This is a genomic window from Actinophytocola sp., assembly GCF_036378875.1.
In the GTDB taxonomy this organism is placed as follows: Bacteria; Actinomycetota; Actinomycetes; order Mycobacteriales; family Pseudonocardiaceae; genus Actinophytocola.
Window position 1 is genome coordinate 13,581 of the sequence record NZ_DASUVO010000006.1, and the last position, 18,868, is coordinate 32,448.

At 69.0% G+C, this 18,868-nt stretch carries 17 protein-coding genes and 1 pseudogene; 11 read left to right on the plus strand and 7 right to left on the minus strand.

Annotation, left to right across the window (positions count from 1 at the left end):
- Positions 1-90 precede the first annotated feature (90 nt).
- From VF106_RS02215 to VF106_RS02240, 6 genes are read left to right on the plus strand one after another with little or no spacing between them, the layout of a single operon-like run.
- Complete coding sequence (locus VF106_RS02215; protein WP_330837831.1) at positions 91-1,134, plus strand: ABC transporter substrate-binding protein; 1,044 nt, start codon at positions 91-93, stop codon at positions 1,132-1,134.
- Between the two features lie 19 nt (positions 1,135-1,153).
- Positions 1,154-2,659: a sugar ABC transporter ATP-binding protein gene (locus tag VF106_RS02220; RefSeq protein ID WP_330837863.1), complete on the plus strand. Its 1,506-nt coding sequence runs from the start codon at positions 1,154-1,156 to the stop codon at positions 2,657-2,659.
- Complete coding sequence (locus VF106_RS02225; RefSeq protein ID WP_330837832.1) at positions 2,652-3,593, plus strand: ABC transporter permease; 942 nt, start codon at positions 2,652-2,654, stop codon at positions 3,591-3,593. The genes VF106_RS02220 and VF106_RS02225 overlap by 8 nt, the downstream gene beginning before the upstream one ends.
- Complete coding sequence (locus VF106_RS02230; protein WP_330837833.1) at positions 3,593-4,525, plus strand: ABC transporter permease; 933 nt, start codon at positions 3,593-3,595, stop codon at positions 4,523-4,525. The genes VF106_RS02225 and VF106_RS02230 overlap by 1 nt, the downstream gene beginning before the upstream one ends.
- Positions 4,522-5,640 carry a M20 family metallopeptidase gene (locus VF106_RS02235; RefSeq protein ID WP_330837834.1) on the plus strand — a complete coding sequence of 373 codons (1,119 nt, stop codon included), beginning with the start codon at positions 4,522-4,524 and terminating at the stop codon, positions 5,638-5,640. Before VF106_RS02230 ends, VF106_RS02235 begins: the two co-directional genes overlap by 4 nt.
- Positions 5,631-6,359, plus strand: a complete 729-nt coding sequence (locus VF106_RS02240; RefSeq protein ID WP_330837835.1) for an MBL fold metallo-hydrolase — start codon at positions 5,631-5,633, stop codon at positions 6,357-6,359. Before VF106_RS02235 ends, VF106_RS02240 begins: the two co-directional genes overlap by 10 nt.
- A 3-nt stretch (positions 6,360-6,362) precedes the next feature.
- Here the strand turns inward: VF106_RS02240 and VF106_RS02245 are convergent, their stop codons facing one another.
- Both VF106_RS02245 and VF106_RS02250 read right to left on the minus strand, forming a co-directional pair.
- The gene (locus VF106_RS02245; protein ID WP_330837836.1) at positions 6,363-6,743 is read right to left on the minus strand and encodes a VOC family protein; all 381 of its coding nucleotides are present in this window, start codon (positions 6,741-6,743) and stop codon (positions 6,363-6,365) included.
- On the minus strand, positions 6,736-7,464 hold the full coding sequence (locus VF106_RS02250; protein ID WP_330837864.1) for an arsenate reductase/protein-tyrosine-phosphatase family protein: 729 nt from the start codon (positions 7,462-7,464) through the stop codon (positions 6,736-6,738). Before VF106_RS02250 ends, VF106_RS02245 begins: the two co-directional genes overlap by 8 nt.
- A 129-nt stretch (positions 7,465-7,593) precedes the next feature.
- Here VF106_RS02250 and VF106_RS50790 point away from each other — a divergent pair.
- Positions 7,594-7,728, plus strand: a pseudogene (locus VF106_RS50790) (Imm1 family immunity protein); the annotation flags it as partial.
- A gap of 267 nt (positions 7,729-7,995) precedes the next feature.
- On the opposite strand, the gene VF106_RS02255 reads toward VF106_RS50790, so the two are convergent.
- A complete protein-coding gene (locus VF106_RS02255) occupies positions 7,996-8,526 on the minus strand; it encodes an SRPBCC family protein (protein ID WP_330837837.1) in 531 nt (176 codons plus the stop codon).
- Positions 8,527-8,777: 251 nt separating this feature from the next.
- Between VF106_RS02255 and VF106_RS02260 the strand changes: the two genes are divergently transcribed.
- Positions 8,778-10,358, plus strand: coding sequence for a glycoside hydrolase family 30 protein (locus tag VF106_RS02260; protein ID WP_330837838.1), 1,581 nt, complete (start codon positions 8,778-8,780; stop codon positions 10,356-10,358).
- 819 nt (positions 10,359-11,177) lie between these two features.
- Here the strand turns inward: VF106_RS02260 and VF106_RS02265 are convergent.
- Positions 11,178-12,341: an oxygenase MpaB family protein gene (locus tag VF106_RS02265; RefSeq protein ID WP_330837839.1), complete on the minus strand. Its 1,164-nt coding sequence runs from the start codon at positions 12,339-12,341 to the stop codon at positions 11,178-11,180.
- Positions 12,342-12,449: 108 nt separating this feature from the next.
- On the opposite strand from VF106_RS02265, the gene VF106_RS02270 reads away from it, so the two are divergent.
- Together VF106_RS02270 and VF106_RS02275 are read left to right on the plus strand one after the other, a co-directional pair.
- On the plus strand, positions 12,450-13,058 hold the full coding sequence (locus tag VF106_RS02270) for a TetR/AcrR family transcriptional regulator (RefSeq protein WP_330837865.1): 609 nt from the start codon (positions 12,450-12,452) through the stop codon (positions 13,056-13,058).
- A gap of 115 nt (positions 13,059-13,173) precedes the next feature.
- Positions 13,174-13,932, plus strand: coding sequence for a S1 family peptidase (locus VF106_RS02275; protein WP_330837840.1), 759 nt, complete (start codon positions 13,174-13,176; stop codon positions 13,930-13,932).
- A gap of 49 nt (positions 13,933-13,981) precedes the next feature.
- Here VF106_RS02275 and VF106_RS02280 read toward each other — a convergent pair whose 3' ends face one another.
- The 3 genes from VF106_RS02280 to VF106_RS02290 form a co-directional block, all read right to left on the minus strand.
- A complete protein-coding gene (locus tag VF106_RS02280; RefSeq protein ID WP_330837841.1) occupies positions 13,982-14,146 on the minus strand; it encodes a DUF397 domain-containing protein in 165 nt (54 codons plus the stop codon).
- 2 nt (positions 14,147-14,148) lie between these two features.
- Positions 14,149-14,937, minus strand: coding sequence for a helix-turn-helix domain-containing protein (locus VF106_RS02285; protein WP_330837842.1), 789 nt, complete (start codon positions 14,935-14,937; stop codon positions 14,149-14,151).
- 136 nt (positions 14,938-15,073) lie between these two features.
- Positions 15,074-15,382, minus strand: coding sequence for a hypothetical protein (locus tag VF106_RS02290; RefSeq protein WP_330837843.1), 309 nt, complete (start codon positions 15,380-15,382; stop codon positions 15,074-15,076).
- 184 nt (positions 15,383-15,566) lie between these two features.
- Here VF106_RS02290 and VF106_RS02295 point away from each other — a divergent pair, with 184 nt between their 5' ends.
- Complete coding sequence (locus VF106_RS02295; RefSeq protein WP_330837844.1) at positions 15,567-18,845, plus strand: S8 family peptidase; 3,279 nt, start codon at positions 15,567-15,569, stop codon at positions 18,843-18,845.
- Positions 18,846-18,868 lie beyond the last annotated feature (23 nt).

An 18,868-nucleotide genomic window follows, 5' to 3' on the forward strand; every position in this document is an offset into this window, starting at 1 on the left:
TCCCTATTGACGGCGTAGGCCTCGTAGGCGCAGGCTATCGCACATTCGCCTTGCGAACCACTTACGAACATAGCTCGTTGAGGAGAGTCCATGAGAGCCCGATTCACGCGACGCGCGTTGATGGCGATGGCCTTCGCGGCAGTACTGACCACAGGGGCTTGCGGTGTCGACTCCAGCGAGGCCAGCGACAGCGGGTCCGACGGCGGTCTCAAGGTCGGCTGGTCCACCATCTACCTCGCGCCGTCCTGGATGCAGCAGACGCTCGGGATGATCGAAGACGACGTCGAGAAGCTGAAGAGCGCCGGCACGGTCGCGAGCTACGAGACGTTCAACGCCAACGGCGACACCTCCCAGCAGATCGCGCAGATCCGCGCGATGATCCAGCAGAAGTATGACGTGATCCTGGTCGACGCCGGATCGTCCACCGCGCTGAACCCGGTCCTCGAGCAGGCAGTGGACGCCGGCATCGTGGTCGCCAACTTCGACAGCCTCGTGACCAGCGAAAAGGTCATCCGGGTCGGCACCGACCAGGTCGAGTGGGGTCGCATGATGGCGCAGTGGCTGGCCGACAAGCTCGGTGGCCAGGGCCAGATCATCGCGATGAACGGCCCGGCGGGCGTGTCCGTGAGCGAGGACCGCTGGAAGGGCGCCGAGGGCGTCTTCAAGAAGTACCCGGGCATCAAGGTCGTCGCGAACGTGCACAGCGAGTACAACCTGGCCCCGGCCGCGCAGGCGTTCGCATCGGCGTACCAGGCGAACCCGACGATCAACGGCGTGTTCTCCCAGGGTGGCGCCCTGTCCGCGGCCGCGTTCCAGACACTGGTCAAGCAGAACGCCACGCTCGTCCCGATCACCGGTGAGAACTACAACGGCTTCCTGAAGATGTGGGCGGAGAAGAAGGCGTCCGGGTTCTCCTCGCTCGCCACCGCGCAGCCCAACTACCTCGGCGTGATCGCGCTGCGGGCCGCGGTGGCCAAGGCCGGTGGCAAGTCCGTGCCGTCCGACATCACGGTGCCGCTGCCGGAGATCACCGACGACAACCTCGACCAGTACGTCAAGACCGACCAGCCCGACGACTCCTACCCGATCCAGATGATCTCGCAGAGCGACATCGACAAGCTGATCGCCGAGTAACGGGAGCACCGAGTTGACCGTGTCGTTGAGCGTCGAGAAGGTGTCGAAGTCCTTCGCCGGGGTGCGAGTCCTCCGCGACGTGAGCTTCGAGATCCGCACCGGTGAGGTGCTCGCCCTGGTCGGCGAGAACGGCGCCGGGAAGAGCACCGTCCTGTCGCTGATCACCGGTCTGCTGGCACCCGACTCCGGCACCATCCGGTACGCGGGTGAGCCGGTCCGGGCGTGGTCGCCCCACCGCGCCCGGGCCGCCGGCATCGCCTCGGTGCACCAGGAGCTGAGCCTCAACCCGCACCAGACCGTCGCCGAGAACGTGTTCCTCGGCGCCTGGCCCACCCGGCACGGTCTGGTGCGTCACCGGGACCTGGTGGCGAAGGCCCGCCCGCTGCTGGCGCGGGTCGGCGTCGACGTGGATCCGCGCACGAGGGTCGGCCGGCTACCGCTCGGCGTGCGGCAGCTGGTCGAGCTGGCCAAGGCGCTGACCTCGGACCCGCGCCTGCTGATCCTCGACGAGGCCACCTCGGCTCTGGACGACGACCAGGTCAACGCAGTCTTCCGGGTGGTAGACGACCTCCGCGAGCGCGGGCGGTCCGTGGTGATCGTGAGCCACCGCATGGGTGAGTTGCTCGCGATCAGCGACCGGCTCACCGTCCTCAAGGACGGGGAGGTCGTCACCACCCGGGACCGGGAGGAGACAGACCACGACGACCTGGTCCGGCTCATGGTCGGGCGGGAGCTGTCCGACATGTTCCCGGCGAAGGCGGCCCGGGACACGCGGATGGAGCCGGTGTTGCGGACACGAGGGCTGTCGGTGCCCAGCGCGTGTGAGGGCATCGACCTGGACCTGGTTCCTGGCCGGATCGTCGGGCTGGGCGGGCTGCAGGGCCAGGGCCAGCGGGAGGTGCTCCGCGCGCTCTTCGGTCTGAGACGCCACAGTGGACAGATCGAGATGGACGGTCGGCCGTGTCGGCTGTCCGCCCCGCGCGAGGCGATCCGCCGCGGCATCGGTTACGTGCCCGAGGACCGCAAGGCCGAGGGACTGCACGTGACACAGAGCGTCCGCACGAACCTGGCGCTGCCCAGCCTGCGTGTGCTCGCCCCGGGCCGCACGCTGACCACGGTCTCCCGCCAGCGCGAGGCACGGCTCGTCGCCGATCTGATCGAGCGGATGCGGGTGAAGGCGTCCTCGCCCGCGCAGGAGGTGCGGCGGCTGTCCGGCGGCAACCAACAGAAGGTGGCGTTGGCCAAGTGGCTGCCCACCAACCCACGGGTGCTGCTGCTCGCCGAACCCACGCGGGGCATCGACGTGGGCACAAAACGGGAGATCTACCACCTGCTGCGTGGGCTGGCCGACGACGGCATGGCAGTGCTGGTCACGTCCGGGGACACGATGGAGCTGGTGGGACTGTGTGACGAGGTGGCCGTCATGTACGAGGGCACGGTCGTCGACCTGCTCCATGGAGAAGACCTGACCGAGGAACGGCTCGTGCACGCCTCGGTGGTCGGGCGCGAGGTGACCCATGCCTGAGTTCCTTCGCGCGCGACTGGACCTGGTGGGCCTGTGCGGGCTGCTCGTCGTGGTCCTGTTCGCCTACCAGCAGCTCGACCCCACGCTGCTGGACCCGTCGACGATCACGATCCTGTCGGCGCAGTTCCTGCCGCTGATCCTGGCCGCGGTCGGGCAGACCATCGTGATGCTGACCGGCGGCATCGACCTGTCGCTCGGCGCGGTGCTCTCGCTCGGGATGGCGGTCTTCGTGGTCACCGCAACCGACGACGCCGGCGGCGTGCTCCTCGCGATGGCGCTGGCGCTGGTCGTCACCGTGCTGGCCGGCGCGGCCAATGGCGTGCTCGTCGCGTACGCCGGCCTGCCACCCATCATCGTCACGCTCGCCGCGTCGTTCCTGTGGGGCGGGGTCACGCTGATCGTGTTGCCGCAGCCTGGCGGGCACGTGCCGTCCGGTCTGGTCCGTGCCTACAACATGGGCTGGCACGGGATCGCGCTGCCGGCCGTGGCGATCGCGATCGCGCTGGTGGGGTGGAAACTGGTCCGCAGCACCAGGTTCGGGATGGCCGTGTACGCGGTCGGCGGCAACGAGCACGGCGCGTACGCCAACGGCATCGCCACCGGGCGGACCAAGATCCTCGCGTACGGCTTCGCCGGGTTCTTCGTCGGCCTCGCCGGGATCGGACTCGCCATCCAGACCGGGTCCGGCGACCCGACCATCGGCGTGCCGTACACGCTGAACTCGATCGCGGTGGCCGTGCTCGGCGGCATCAGCTTCTTCGGCGGGGTCGGGCAGATGCGCGGCACCGTGCTCGGCGCGCTGCTGCTGGGACTGCTCACGAACCTGTTGCTGTTCACCGGGATCTCGACGTTCTACCAGATGATCCTGCAGGGCGTGGTGCTGGTCGTCGCGGTCGCGGTGAAGACACTGGCGACGCGGGAGAGGGTGGCGTGATGCGTGCGCTCCTGCGGGACAACCGTGCCGCGTGGTCGTTCGGGGTGCTGGCGCTGGTCTGGCTGGCCGCGGTCCTGTTCGCACAGGGTTTCGACAGCATCGCCAGCGTGCGGTACCTGATCCAGACCGCGTCCTTCCTCGGCATCGTCGCGGTAGGACAGACGCTGGTCGTGATGATGAGCGGCATCGACCTGTCCGTGTCGGCGGTGGTGGCGCTGTCCGCGGTGGTCTGCGCGCGGGTGGCGTCCGATTCGGACGGTGCCACCGGCATCATGGTGGCGCTCGCGGTCAGTGTCCTCGTCGGACTCGTCAACGCCGCCGGACTGATCTGGCTCCACCTGCCGCCGATGGTGATGACGCTGGCGACCGGCACGGTGATCGCCGGCGCGCTGCTGATCTACACCAACGGCTCCCCCAGCTCCGCGCGGATCCCGTTGCTGGACGCACTGGCCAACGACGACGTGCTGGGGGTCCCGCTGGCCACGGTGCTGTGGCTGGCGATCGCCGCGGCGGCCGTGTGGCTGCTTCACCTGTCCCGTCTCGGGCGTTACGCCTTCGCGCTCGGCAACAGCGAGCCGGCGTCACGGGCCTCGGGTGTGCCGGTGCCGGTCACGACGTTCGTGATGTACACCGCGTGCGCACTGCTCGCGGGTGTTGCGGGCCTGGTGTTGCTTGGTTTCACCGGCACCAGCTCACTGACGATGGGCAACCCGTACCAGCTCCTGTCGATCGCGGCGGTGGTCCTCGGCGGCACGTCCATCCTCGGTGGTCGGGGACACGTGCTCGGCACGGTCGCCGGCGCGTTGCTGCTGACGCTGCTGACCGCCTTGCTCGTTGCGTGGAACCTGGACGAGGGACCGCGACAGGTGGCGCTGGGCCTGCTCATCATCGCGCTGTTGCTGGCGTACGCACGGGAACGGCGCACGACATGAAAACCTTGCTGCGTGACCTGATCCGCACGCCGAGCGTGAACCCGCGGGACGGCGCCGGCCCTGGCGAGGCGGCGGTGGCCGAGGTGGTCCGGGACTGGCTGACCGACCAAGGCGTGACCGCGCGGCTGCACGAGGTGCTCCCGGGCAGGCCCAACGTCGTGGCGGTCGTGCCGGGCCGGGACCCGAAGGCGATTCTGCTGGAGTCCCACCTGGACACGGTGGAGACGGACGGCATGACAGTAGACCCGTACGCGGCGGAGGTACGTGACGGCAGGCTCTTCGGCCGCGGCGCGTGCGACGCGAAGGGCTCGCTCGCGGCGTTCATGATGGCGTGCGCGGAACTGGCCGCCGGACCGACGCCGCCGTACACGGTGGTGTTCGCCGGCGTGGTCGACGAGGAGCACCTCTACCGGGGCGTGCTGAGCCTGCTGGACGGACTGCCCGCCGCGGTGGTCGGTGCGGTGGTCGGCGAGCCGACGGACCTGGTGCCGGCGACCGCGCACAAGGGCGTCGTCAGGTACACGGTGCGGACGCTCGGGCAGGCCGGCCACACCTCCCGCCCGGCCGAGGCGGTGAACGCGGTGTCGCTCATGACCCGCGTGCTGTCGCATGTGGACGCGAACCCACCGCGCCTGCCGGAACACCCACTCCTCGGCGCCGCGACCCGGTGCGTGACCCGCATCCAGGGCGGCACCGGGCCCAACATCGTGCCCGGCCAGTGCGAGATCGACATCGACCGGCGCACGCTCCCCGGCGAGAACCCGCTGACGGTATGGGAAACCGAGGGCGAGGAGCTTTCGGCACTGCTACCGGGGCAGGTCGAGGTCGACTCACCGTTCACAGTGGACTACGCGCTCGACACCCCGGCGGACAGCCCCATCGTCACGGCGCTGGGTCAGGCACTGACCGACCACGGACGGGACGCCACCGTGCACGGCATGCCGTTCTGCACCGACGCCAGCAAGATCGCCCGCGCCGGCATCCCGACGGTCGTCTTCGGCCCGGGTTCGATCCTGGACGCACACAGCGCCACGGAGTCGGTGGCGCTGGCGGATGTCCGGCTGGCCGCCGACATCGTCGTGGACCTGGCGCGGAGGTTCCCGGCGTGCGACTGACGGAGCACGTGCGGCTGGTGGGCAGCGGCGCGGCGGGCTTCGACCTCACCGACCCGCTGGACTGCCATGTCTATCTGATCCAAGGTGGACGGTCCGCGGCCCTGGTGGACGCGGGCGCAGGCCGCGACGTGGCCGCGATCCTCCGCAACATGGACCCACCTCTGCCGGAGTACCTGCTGCTGACCCACGCCCACGCGGACCACGCCGGCGGCGCGGCCGGCCTGGCGGAACGGATCCCGGGCCTGCGCGTCATGGCCGCTTCCCCGGCGGCCGGCTGGATCGCCAAGGGCGACGAGCGGATGATCAGCCTGGAGCGGGCGCGAACAGGCGGAACGTACCCCTGCGACTACCAGTTCCCACCATGCCCGACGGTCGTCCCCATCACAGACGGCACCAGAATCGACCTGGGCGGTGTGGTCCTGAGCGCGATCGCGACCCCGGGCCACGCCGACGGCCACACGTGCTACCTGCTCGAAACCCCGCGCTACCAGGCCCTGTTCTCGGGCGACTGCGTCTTCACCGGCGGCCGGATCTCACTACAGAACCTGCACGACTGCCGTGTCCCGGAGTACGCGCGCAGCCTGTCCCGTCTGGCCACTCTGGACATTGACGCGCTGTTTCCCGGCCATCACGAGATCTCACTGTCACGCGCCCAACGTCACCTGACCGCCGCCCACGACCTGTTCACCCGCGGCTTCCTTCCACCGAGCACAACGTAGTCGTCAACTCCGGTCGGCCGGCTGGAACAACTCGACCAGGTTGCCGGCCGGATCGGCGAGCAGGATCTGACGCCCGCCAGGGCCGGAAACGGCGTCACTGCGGAAAGACAGGCCCGCGTCGCGAAGCCGGCTGATCTCGGCGTCGAGGTCGTCGACGATCAGGTGGATGCGGTTGCGGCCCGCGCCGGCGGCGTCGTCGGGCGTGGCGCGGGCGCCGGAACTGGTGGGTCCGGACAGCAGCAGGCGAAGGTGCCCACGCGTCACGTCGGCGAACGCGGGGGCCACGTTGGTGTTCAGCGTGAAGCCGAGATGTGTGGTGTAGAAGTCGACGGCTGCCTGGACGTCGTCGACGAGGTAGCGGACGCTGGCATGTTGGTCAGCCATGGCGTGAACCTCCCTGGCTGGTGAGAACGGGTAACAGATGCCGGACACGGGTGTCGATGTCGGCCGCCGTGCGCCGAAGGCCGGCACGGTCGGGGTCAGGAATGCTCCAGTGCGCCCGCCGCGGCTGGTGGTCGAACTCGGGACAGACCTCACGGGCCTTGTCGCACAAGGTGATCACGTGGTCGAACCGGCGCGCCACCCGGTCGACGTGCCGCGGCCGCTGGTCGCCGGCGAGTTCGATGCCGAACGCCTCCCGCAACACGCGTGCGGTGTCCGGGTGAAGCCGCGGCTTGGGCTGAGTCCCGGCGCTGGCCACGCGCACGCGGCCGCGGGAGTGATGCCGCAGCAACGCCTCGGCAATGGGTGAGCGCGCACTGTTGCCGGTACACACGAACAGCACCGCGATCCGACCCCCGCTCGCGGGCGCGGCGGACGACCGCAAGGCCGGGTGCAGAGCCGCCCCGGCCGCCGAGAACGCCTCAGCACAGCGGTCGAGATCCAGGTGGTAGTAGCTGTCGCGACCGTCGAAGGTACTGCGCGTCGCCGTGACCAACCCGCCGTCACGAAGCAACCGCAGGTGGTAGGAGACCAGGTTCTGCGGCTGGCCGACCAACGTCACCAACTCACGCACCCGGTAGTCACTCCCCGCGAGCGCGGTGAGCAACTGCCACCGCAGCGAATGCCCAGCCAACCGGACGAACACCGGCGGCCCCGCAACCACATCGGACACCACACCACGAACGATACATCAAAACAGTTTGATGGACCACTGTGGACGAGCCTTCCTCCCGATGGGGCGATACGGCCTGCGTCCAGTTGAGCGCGACGTCCGAACGCCGGCAAGCCGCCCACTGACCCGCCAGAGGTCGTCTACGACCCATGGGACCCCGACCGGGTGTCTCTGCCCGCGACCGCCATGCTCACCGTCGACCAGCTTCGGGCGGTTGCCGAGGACTACGCGGCGACCGGGGAGCGACCGGCCGGCGTGGAGTGGGCTTCCGTGGCGTGGGTCTGGGGCAGCAGGTCAGGCCGCGGCGCAGTCCCGGGTTCTCCAGGGCCGCGCTGCACTCGGGCGATCCGGCGTTCTCTGGCCTACCCGGCTATTTCCTGCAGCGACTCGGCCCCACCCGCGCGGCGCTGCTCGATGCCGCGGTCGCCGACGGCACGGTTCGCCGACGTCAGCGCCGAGGATCGCCGTCCTCGTCGACGGCCTGCGCCACCTACCGCGGGACTCTCGTGGCGCCAGTTCCGTCTAGACTGTCCACTCCGGCCGGCGACGATCTTCGATGGTGCTGACCGGGGACTCCAGATGCGCCTTCAGCCGCGCCAGTGTGGTGGCGATGTTGTTCTTGTTGGTGGTGGGCCGGTCCGGCTGGCCGGTGATGAGGATGGCGATCGGGACGAACCAGAGCGGTGCCCGCAGCCAGTTCCGCACGGTGACGCAGCAGCCGTCCCCCGCCGAGGTGATCTCGTACTCCCATCGGGAGATCGGCACGAGGAACCGCACCCGGAATGCGAACCGGCGACCGGGCTCGGCCTCGGTGACCTGCGCGTGGGTCACCCAGCGCCGCCACCCGTTGCGGTTGCTGCCGGAGAACCAGCTACCGACGGCGGGGCCCTTCGCGCCGCGGATCCACCGTGCTTTGTAGAACTCCTCGGCGAAGCCCGCCATGCGCACCGGATCACTGACGATCTCGTACGCCTCCTCGGGCGATGCGTCGATGAACACCTCACCCGTGGCGAGCGGCGTCGCGTAGACCTGCTTGTCCTTCGGCCTGACCATGGCCATACCGCACCTCCCAGTAGCGCCCTACCGACCACATCAGCGCAGCGCACGGAGGTCAAGGCGGCTACAGCGGAAGGTCAGCCAGGTACAACCAGGACGCACGCGGCGCTCGCGAAATGGACCACATTCCACTTCGAATTCCGAAATTTTCGGTGCGCAAAGGCATTTGTTGACACCGCCGGAACGACCATTTAGCTTGCGCTGTTTCGTTCACACCAACGGAGGCAACGATGCCCCGAGGTTCCGCCGTGCCCAGAACAGGGCTGTTGGCTCTGGCGACCGCCATCCTGCTCGCGCTGGGCCTGCTCGTCGCCCCACCGGCGGCGCACGCCGCGTCCACGGCGACCGTCGACGGTGCGCGGAACCTCCAGCCCATCGACGGTTTCGGGTTCTCCGAGGCGTTCGGCCGCGGGGCGATCATGCACGGTTCGGAGGGCCTGTCGGCGACCCGGCAGCGGCAGGTGCTGGACCTGCTGCTGTCCCGCACGGCCGGAGTTGGTCTGTCCATCCTGCGACTGCACGTCGGCTCGACCGCCAACTCGTCGATCCAGCCGACCAACCCGGGTGGGCCGAACGCGACGCCACGGTATGTCTGGGACCGCGACGACGACAGCCAGGTGTGGCTTGCCCAGCAGGCCAAGGCGTACGGGGTGACCCGCTTCTACGCCAACGCGTGGAGCGCGCCCGCCTACATGAAGACCAACAACGACGAGGCGAACGGCGGCACGCTGTGCGGGCTGTCGGGCGCGTCGTGCGCGAGCGGCGACTGGCGCACCGCCTACGCGAACTATCTCGTCCAGTACGCCAGGTTCTACGCGCAGGAAGGCATCACGGTCACCGACATCGGCTTCACCAACGAACCCGACTACACCACAACGTATTCCTCGATGCGGTTCACCCCGGCGCAGGCGGCCGAGTTCACCAGGATCATGGGACCGATCGCCGCGTCCGCCGGCCTGAAGGTGGCATGCTGCGACTCGTTCGACTGGACCCAGCAACGCAACTACACCAGCGCGATCGAGGCCGACCCCACCGCACGCGGCCACGTGGCGACCCACACCGGTCACAACTACGCCAGCCAGGTCAACGCCCCGCTGCCAACACAGAAACGCACCTGGATGTCGGAGTGGTCCCCCAACGGCACGACGTGGAACGAGAACTGGGACGACGGCAGCGGCTACGACGGTTTCGCGGTCGCGCAGGCCGTCCACACCGCACTCACCACCGGCAACGTCAACGGTTACGTCTACTGGTACGGCGCGTCGGTCGGCGCCACCCGAGGCCTGATACAGCTGAACGGCGACGGCTACCGGGTGTCCAAACGACTCTGGGCGATCGCGAACTACAGCCGCTTCGTGCGCCCGAACGCGACACGTATCGCCACCACCACCGGCGACGGCAACCTGCGGCTGTCCGCGTACCGGAACACCGACGGCACCGTGGCGGTCGTCGTCCTCAACGCGGCCAGCAGCGCCACGTCGGTGTCGTACACGCTGCCGAACACCGGCATCACCACCGGCACCGCGACCCCGTACCTGACCAACAACGGCAAACAGCATGACGGCCCAACCCGCGATCGCGGTGAACGGCGGCACGTTCACGGCAACCGCGCCGGCCCGCTCACTGGTCACGTACCAGATCAGACCGTAGTCACAGTCCTGACACCGCGAACGCGACCGAAGCCACGACAGCGAGCGCCACAAGCCCGAGCGCGATCCACACCCGCTCGACTTCGCGTGCCCCGGCGACCAGAGCCCCAATCGCGAACCCGCCGGCAGCGAACAGCGGCACTCCGACCACGACTCCCTCCAGCGTGGAGCTGTGCGTGATCACGTAGGCCGCGAACAGCGGCCCACCCGCCGCGGTGAACACAGCCACCCGACGCCGGAGTGGCCGCCACACGTCATCGGTCACGCTTCACACCATCCACCGCGTCCACCAGCGTCGCGCCCAAGAGCAGCGGCAAGTCTAGCGGCCGGCCATGCGATGAAAGCGTCCTTCACCACGCCCACGGCGAGGAAGGCTCGGCGGTTTCCAGCGGCCGCGGCCATCGCGAACGCTGAATCGATCGACCCCCCTGCCGCAAAGCGTCGCGGCTTCGCCCACTACGCGGGCAAGGCGCGCAGCGCCGGCTGTCTCGAAGACGCGTTCATGTCGTTGAACCCAGATCCACCGATGGTCTTGGTGGCTTGCGTGCGGTTCGATGGTCCCGCTGCGCGGTTTCGGGCGCTTCGCGCCCGAAATTGCGCGTAATCAGGGGCGGTGGCGACTTGGGCCGACGGCCATGCGAGGAAGGCGTCCTTCCCCACACGCTCAGGTCATGCTGACCGCGCACCCATATGGCTTGTTCACGCCACGGCAATGTCCCGAAAGACGCGCTCATGTCGTTGAACGTCCCCATCGCGTCTTTCAGGCCACCAGCCGTATCCCAAACGCGTCCTTCGCGACGCACCCTGCGGGTGCGCGCCGGGCGCTGCGCGCCCGGCGCCCGCGAAGCGGGCCTGACCAGGCCAGCACCTCCCCGCAAGGCGCGACACCCCACAAAATCACCGGTGGATCGAGGTTGAACGTCCCGAGCGCGTCTTTCAGGGCACGGCTCTGTCGCGAACGCGTCTTTCAGGGCACCGCACCCCCGCGGGCAACCTGGCTCAGGAGGGGCGGTTGCCCTCTGGGATCTCGATGCTGATCTGTTCTCCTCCGGAGAGGTAGAACAGGATGTACTGGCGCACCACCTCGTCGAGGGTCCACGCGATCTCTGGCACCAGGGGCAGCGGCATGAGGTGTTCCCGCAAGGCCACCCAGGCAGGGAAACCGGTGCTGATCAGCGGACTCCAGAACGGCTCCCGGCGGACGGCGGACCAGTCGGCCACCCGGTCTCCGACCAGATAGCGGGCAAGGGCGTTCAGCAGGGGCCGCGTGCTGCCGTCCGGTGTGATTCCCCTGGCGGAGATCGCCAGGATCTTGTCGGCCAGGTCCACGCCCTCGCGGGTGGGGCCCATGGCGGGGTCCAGCACCTGCCGCGACTGGGCGTTGGCCGCTGCCCAGGTGGCCGGGATGAACTCGTCCCTGATGCCGAGCATGTGGGCGGTGACCCGCCAGGCGTGCAGGTAGGCGTCGCCCTCCGCGGAGGTGACCGGGACCCGCCACTCGGTCAGTTTGCGCATGACATACGTGGGCAGCGTGTGCCAGGTGACCAGCATGTCGTTCTGGCTGATCGGGATCTCGCCGCCCCAGTGCGGGGACTGCGGCAGCAGGTGCCGGACGGCCGCGTGCACCAGGCGGGTCTTCACCGCGGTCACGAGTATGTGGCCGTCGGGTCGGAAGGCGTTCAGCTCATGGAGGTCGTAGCCGAGCTTGCCGGTCTTGGCCGCGCGGTCCTTCAGGTCCGCGCCGCCCTGGGAGTAGTACACGGCCCGAGCCTCGTTCGGGATGGCCGTGCTCAGGATGCCGCCGCCCATGCCGTACAGCAGAACCAGGTAGGTTCCCTTGCGCTGCGTGAAATCCGCGGCTCGGTCCAATGTGGCCTGATCCGCCCACGACGGCAGCCGTCGGGCCTCCTCGATGAACTCACGCAGGTCCGCCGGCAACCCGTCCGGCAGTGGCTGGTCGTTGCGGGTCCACGTGCGCAACAGCCGGTTGACCTCGGGTACCTGGCCTCGTTCGAAGATCCTGGCGAGCAGTGGATCGGCCTCGGGGTCCCACACCCACTTCGGATCCGTCGCCGCCGCCTGGGCGGGCGTGCCCAACGCACCCAGGGCGCCCAGCATCCCGCCGCTCATGAGCAACATCTTGCGCCTGTTGAGCTGGTCCATGTCCGGAACTCCTCCTTGAGTGCCGACCACCAGGGTTGATACCGTGATACAAGATGTGTAAGCGCGTATCATAGCAAGGAGAAGGTCACGGAGTCATTACTGGAACGGATATTCGCCGGCGCGGACGAGCCGGCCGACGACGCCGACGAGGTCACCACGCGGGTGCTCGACGGCGCCTACGAACAGTTCTGCCGCATGGGAATTCGACGGTCCACAATGGAGGATGTGGCGCGGCGCGCCGGGGTCTCCCGGATCACCGTCTACCGCCGTTTCGCCACGAAGGACGCGCTCGTCGAGCAGGTGGTACGTCGTGAGTTCCGGCGGTACTTCGACCAGTTCGTCCTCGACATCCAGGAGGCCAGGACCGCCGCCGACCGGGTCGTGGCGGGGTTCGTCAGCGCGTTGCGGGCCATCCGGCACAACCCGCTGATCGGCGGCCTGTTGACGGTCGAGCCGGACGTGCTCGTGCCGGCCATGATCCGCGACGGCGGCCGGACACTCGCCGCGGTACAGCGGTTCGTCGCGCACCAGCTTCGCCGCGAACAGCGCGCCGGCCACGTGTCGTCCGAGGTGGACGTCGAGCTCGTGGCGGAGCTGATGGCACGCGTCTGCTCGTCGTTCCTGCTCACCCCGAGCCAGGTCGTGGACCTTGACGACGACGAGCAGGTGCGTGCCGTGGCGCGGAAGTTCCTCGTGCCCATGCTCGAGCCGGACTGATCACGGCTGTCTGTGGATGTGAACCTCCGAATGGGGGTGTCACGGGGTGTCAGCGCATCCCTACGGTCGGTTTACCGGGTCGAGGGCCCCGGCCGATCAAGGGAGAAATGGTTACATGAGAGCGCGAACCCTGCTCGTGAGCTTGGCCGCCATCGCCGCCACCGCAATCTCCGGCCTCATCGCGCCGGGCACCGCGGGAGCGGCGACCTCCGACGACGTCACCCCGTACATCGTGGGTGGCCACAACGCGACGCAAACCTACTCGTTCATGGTCTCGCTGCAGAGCAGCAGCGGCAGCCACTCCTGCGGCGGCTCGTTGATCAAGGCGAACTGGGTGGTCACCGCGGCGCACTGCGGCACTCCGTTCCAGGTTCGGGTCGGGTCCAACAACCGGACCAGCGGCGGCACCGTCGCACGGGTGTCCAGGCGAATCGCCCACCCGTCGGGCGACATCGCACTGCTCCAGCTGGCGACCTCCGTCAGCCAGCAGCCGGTCGCCGTCGCGGCGTCCTCCGGCGCGGTCGGCACCCAGACCAGGATCATCGGGTGGGGCCTGACCTGCCCGACCCGAGGCTGCGGCTCGGCGCCGGTCACCCTGCAGGAACTGGACACGTCGATCGTCAACGACAGCGAGTGCGTGAATGGCGGCATCGCCGGGTCCACCGAGATCTGCACCGACAACACGGGCAACACCGCGGGCGCCTGCTACGGCGACTCCGGCGGCCCGGAGATCAAGCGGGTCAACGGCGTCTGGCAGCTGATCGGCGCGACGAGCCGCTCCGGCGGCAGCGCGACGTGCGCCCGCGAACCGTCGATCTACGTCGACGTGCCGGCCTTCCGCAGCTGGATCAGCCAGAACGCGGGAGCGGTGTAACGCCGACGCGGCCCGCCCGGAGTATGGGGCCGGGCGGGCCGCACCACCTTCAGCGGTTCAGTTCCCCGGCCTTGACCGCCGCCAGCAGCCGGGACAAGTCAACGGCCAACACGGGCCCGGTGGGGCTCTTGCTGTCCCGGAGAGCAGCCAGGTCCTGCCTGACCTCCACACAGTCGCCGCCCGACCCGCTGAAGGTCGACTTGCGCCAGTCCATGATCACGCCTCCTTCAGGATTGCTCGGAGCATATCCTGACTGTCACTGACGGTGAGGGCGATGCGATCCAGCTTGGCGATCACCTTGGCGTACGGCTCCGCCTGGTCGTCGTGGAGGTAGACCCCACCTTCGGCCACCTCGACGTTCACCACCGGCGGGGTGTGCGGGAAAGTCATGTAGAGCCATGAGTGCGTGACCAGTCCCACCGGCAGGTGTTCACGGACTATCCGAACGGGAATCCCGCGCACGCGCGCATCCAGAAGGTGTCTGATTTGTTGCCGGTGGCCGTCGGGGCCGCCGAATGGTGTCCGGAGCGCCGTCTCGCTGAGGTAGGCGAAATAGTCGACGGTGCCGAGAATTTTCTGTCGTCTCCGTCGCGCCAACCACCGCAACTCCGCGACGTCTCGGGGAACGTCGTCCGAGAGAATGAGCGCCATGGCGTACGCCTCGGTTTGCAGCAGGCCTGGCACCACCGAAACGGCCCAGTTCGTGAGACTGTTCGCGTCGGCGGCATAACTGGCCAGAGTTCCCATCTCGGCGGGAACACCCGGCAGCGGGCGATCCCACCAACCCGAGGCGTTGTCCGCCCTGGCCTCCGCGACGATCTCATCGCGCTCGGCGGAGGGAATCTGGTAGGCGGTGAGGATCATCGCCACTTCCTCGGTACTGATGCGGCGTAGACCGTTCTCGATCCTGGACATCTTCGAGAGCCCCCAGCCCAGCACCTTCGCCGCGGCTTCGAGGCTCAAGCTCGTCCGCTCCTTGCGGATCGCCCGCAACCGGGCACCCATGATCCGGTCCCGAGGCCTCGGGGGTTGTCGATTGTTCGGCACACTCACTCCTTCCCACCTCCGGAAGGACACACGTCTTTCCGGAAGAGAGCTCTAACGTCCTGAGTACACCGAGCACTGTGGAATGCCGGGCCAATCAAATCAGGAGAACAGAGAGTGATTCACCGGGGGTGAGATCAGCACACGAACGTGGACCGCTACACCCATTCAATCCGGTGCCGACCACTTCCTGGCCATGATTCAGCATGAGGGTCGTGGGCGTATCCAGCGAGCCGCGCAGAGCCTCGTTTCGATGGAGCACAGCGGCACCGCCCGAAGCGACCGACCGGGCCTCTCGTTGGCCGCGCGGCGGGACCACTGCCTTGAGCGCTTCCTCGACGCGAGCGGCGATCGCGGGTTCGACGACCTCGAGGTCCATGTAGGCAGCGGCAAGTAGGCGCAGCATGCGGGCATGCGTCTTGTGCCGGTGTGTCGGGTCAGCACATCGATGCGGTCCTCGTCGACGGCTTCCTTCGCCGCCAAGTACTCCTGGAAGGTGCGGTGCACGAAGTCGCTCGGCCAAGCCCCTTGACGCGGCGGCGGCAACCGGTTTGGTTTGTATCTACAGATCTTGAATACGGGAGGGCGCCATGCCGGTCGGGGCGAAGCTGTCCGTGGTCCTGCTCGCCGCGGCGGTGGCGGCGGGCTGGTCACCGGTTCCCGGGCAGGCGGAGAGCCTGCCGGCCCCGGCCAGCCAGTTCGTCGGCGCGATCACACTGATCACTGGTGATCACGTAACCGTGCGGCGGGTCGGTGAACAACTGGTACCACAGGTGCAGCCTGCGCCGGGCCGTGAACAGGTGCACTTCGCCACCACCGCCGTCGACGACTCGCTGCTGGTGGTGCCGAACGACGCGTGGACCGCCGTGCGCACCGGGCAGCTGGACCAGCGCCTGTTCGACGTGGCCGCGCTGCTGCGGGACGGCCTCGGCGACGCCGGACGTGCCGACATCCCCCTGATCGTCCAAGGTGGACAGTCGACGGGCGCCACCGTCACGCGCACGCTGCCGGCGCTGGACGCGGTGGCGGTGCGCCAACCCAAGCAGAACGCGGCCGAGTTCTGGGCCGCGCACCGCGGCGCCGGCCGCGTCTGGCTGGACGGGACGCGCCGGCCGAGCCTGGACGTGAGTGTCCCCCAGATCGGCGCCCCGGTCGCGTGGAAGGCCGGCTACAACGGCGCCGGAGTGCCGGTCGCCGTGCTGGACACGGGAATCGACGACACCCATCCCGACCTGCGCCGGCGGGTGGCGGCCACGAAGAACTTCACGTCCGAGCCGAGCGTCCGGGACACAGACGGGCACGGCACGCACGTGGCGTCGACCATCGCCGGCACGGGCGTGGCGTCCGCCCGTCGCCACACCGGGGTCGCGCCGGGCGCGAAGCTGTTGGTGGGCAAGGTGTGCGCGGGCTCGGCGTGCCAGGAGTCCGCGATCCTGGCGGGGATGGAATGGGCCGCGGCGGCCGGGGCGAAGGTGGTGAACCTGAGTCTCGGCGGCCCGGACACGGCGGACGACGACCTGCTGGAGGTCGCGATCGAGCGGCTCAGCGCCGAGCACGGCACGCTGTTCGTCGTCGCGGCCGGCAACGACGGCGGCTACGGCGCCGAGACGGTCGCCTCGCCGGCCAGCGCCGACGCCGCGCTCGCCGTGGGCGCGGTCGACGACCAGGACGCGCTCGCCGGCTTCTCCGGCCGAGGGCCTCGGGTGCACGACGCGGCGCTGAAGCCGGAGATCCTGGCTCCGGGCGTGGAGATCCTCGCGGCCCGATCCCGGTTCTCCGATCGCGGCGAGCGCGGCGACCGGTACGTATCGCTGAGTGGAACGTCCATGGCGACCCCGCACGTGGCCGGCGCGGCCGCCATTCTGGCGCAGCAGCACCCGGAGTGGACCGGCACGCAGTTGAAGGCCGCGTTGGTCGGCTCAGCGAAGCCACTGGACGGTACCGGTGTTTACGAGCAGGGCGCTGGCCGGGTGGACGCGGCACGAGCGGTCGGGCAGAACGTCTACGCCTCGCCGTCAACTGTCTCAGTAGGACGGATGAGCTGGCCGCACGAGGACGACTCGGCGGTGGCCAGGACGGTGACGTACCACAACGCCGGTACGTCACCGAAGAACGTGCGGCTGACCCTGCCGGTCGGCGGGCCCGGCGGCGAGCCGGTCCCGGACGGCATGTTCCGGCTCTCCACACAATCGCTGACCATTCCGGCAGGCGGCCAGGCCGCCGTGGAGATCACCGTCGACACGGCGTTGCCGGCAGCGGAAGGCGCGTTCGGCGCGCACATCGTGGCCACGGACGACACCGGTGTCCGCGTCGTCACCCCGGTGGCGGTGGACCGGGAGCCGGAAAGCTACGACCTGACACTGGAAACACGTGACGGCACCGGGGCGTTGACCGACAGCCACTTCTCCTTCGTGTTCGGGTTGGATCAGCGGCGGTTCCGCCCGGTGCCGGGGATCGGTGGTACCGGCACGCTTCGGGTACGTGCCGGGCGGTACCACGTGGACGCCGCGATCAGCACACCACGACCGGGTGGGACGACGTTCGACTCGGCCAAGCTGGTCGACCCGACGGTCGACGTGCGGGCCGACACGACGGTCGTGCTCGACGCCCGGTCGGCCCGGCCCGTGGCGGTGACCTTCGACCGCCAGAACGTCGTGCCGAAGGCGGTGGCCGTGGCGTACCACCGGTTCACCCCGCACAGCACGCTGTCCACCGGCGTGCTCGGCGACACGTTCGAGCGGATCGGCGTCGGCCAGAGCGGGAACCCGGTGCCGGACGAGGAAATGGTCACCAGCATCGGCGGCGTGTGGGCCGTGCCGGACTCGCATGGCGAGGTGCTGCGGAGCACGGTGACCTACAACCTGGCGTGGTTCGACTACGGCGTCCTGCCCACCGGGTTCGCGCGGCACGTCGTGGACCGCGACCTGGCCGAGGTGCGTGCTACGTACCGCGCGCAGGCGGACCGCAAACAGGGCACCAAGATCTGGGTCGCCAGGGAGCCGCGGTTCGACGTGAGCAACGGTTTCGGGTTCGGCTTCCGGCTACCGTTGGCACGTACCGAGTACCACAACGTGGACGGCCTGCGGTGGTCCGGGGAGCTGCAGCAGTGGTCAGTGGTCAACAAGCAGATACGTACCGAAACGGTAGTGACCGGCGGCCTTGTCGACCACCAGCCCGGACAGTCCACTGTGGAGGAATGGAACTCCGCGGTGTTCGGTCCGAGCTTCACCGCCGACGGCGAGTTCGCCTCCCGGTTCGGCGACGTGCTCGCGATCAACCTCCCGATGTACGGCGACGCCGGTCTCGACCGGGCCGGAGTGTCCATGGTGGACTCCGGGACGACGGTGCTGTACCAGGACGGCGTCGAGGTCGGGAAGACCACGCAGCCCGGCGCCGGCCAGTTCGAGGTACCGGCCGAGCCGACCCCGTACCGGTTGGAGGTGCGGGCCAAACGGTCAGGAGTGTCGTCGTTCTCGACGCGGATCTCGTGCGTGTGGACGTTCACCTCGGCACGCCCGCCGGAGCCGGGGGCCGAAGGCAAGGGCAAGGGCGGCACGGGGCTGCCGCTGATGGCCGTCCGCTTCGCCCCACCGGGCCTCGACACCCACAACGCGGTGACCGCCGACTCGATCCGGATCCCGATCACCGTGCAGCAGCCGTACAACGCCCCGGAAGCCACCGTCACCGCGCTGTCGGCCGACGTGTCCTTCGACGACGGGCGCACGTGGCGCCCCGTCACTGTCACCAACGACACGGCGACGATCAACCATCCGGGGGGTAACCGGTACGTATCACTACGCGCCCATGCCACCGACTCCGCCGGCAACACCGTTACACAGACCGTCATCCGCGCGTACCGGAGCAGGTGAGCCCATCCGGCGCATAACGCCCC

Excerpts from the sequence above, each read along its gene's own strand:
- VF106_RS02265 (WP_330837839.1), bottom strand. The coding sequence starts at position 12,341 with ATGGACCAGCTCAACAGGCGCAAGATGTTGCTCATGAGCGGCGGGATG.
- VF106_RS02275 (WP_330837840.1), top strand. The coding sequence starts at position 13,174 with ATGAGAGCGCGAACCCTGCTCGTGAGCTTGGCCGCCATCGCCGCCACC.
- VF106_RS02225 (WP_330837832.1), top strand. The coding sequence starts at position 2,652 with ATGCCTGAGTTCCTTCGCGCGCGACTGGACCTGGTGGGCCTGTGCGGG.
- VF106_RS02295 (WP_330837844.1), top strand. The coding sequence starts at position 15,567 with ATGCCGGTCGGGGCGAAGCTGTCCGTGGTCCTGCTCGCCGCGGCGGTG.
- VF106_RS02235 (WP_330837834.1), top strand. The coding sequence starts at position 4,522 with ATGAAAACCTTGCTGCGTGACCTGATCCGCACGCCGAGCGTGAACCCG.
- VF106_RS02255 (WP_330837837.1), bottom strand. The coding sequence starts at position 8,526 with ATGGTCAGGCCGAAGGACAAGCAGGTCTACGCGACGCCGCTCGCCACG.
- VF106_RS02285 (WP_330837842.1), bottom strand. The coding sequence starts at position 14,937 with ATGGGTGCCCGGTTGCGGGCGATCCGCAAGGAGCGGACGAGCTTGAGC.
- VF106_RS02290 (WP_330837843.1), bottom strand. The coding sequence starts at position 15,382 with ATGCTGCGCCTACTTGCCGCTGCCTACATGGACCTCGAGGTCGTCGAA.
- VF106_RS02230 (WP_330837833.1), top strand. The coding sequence starts at position 3,593 with ATGCGTGCGCTCCTGCGGGACAACCGTGCCGCGTGGTCGTTCGGGGTG.
- VF106_RS02215 (WP_330837831.1), top strand. The coding sequence starts at position 91 with ATGAGAGCCCGATTCACGCGACGCGCGTTGATGGCGATGGCCTTCGCG.
- VF106_RS02245 (WP_330837836.1), bottom strand. The coding sequence starts at position 6,743 with ATGGCTGACCAACATGCCAGCGTCCGCTACCTCGTCGACGACGTCCAG.
- VF106_RS02280 (WP_330837841.1), bottom strand. The coding sequence starts at position 14,146 with ATGGACTGGCGCAAGTCGACCTTCAGCGGGTCGGGCGGCGACTGTGTG.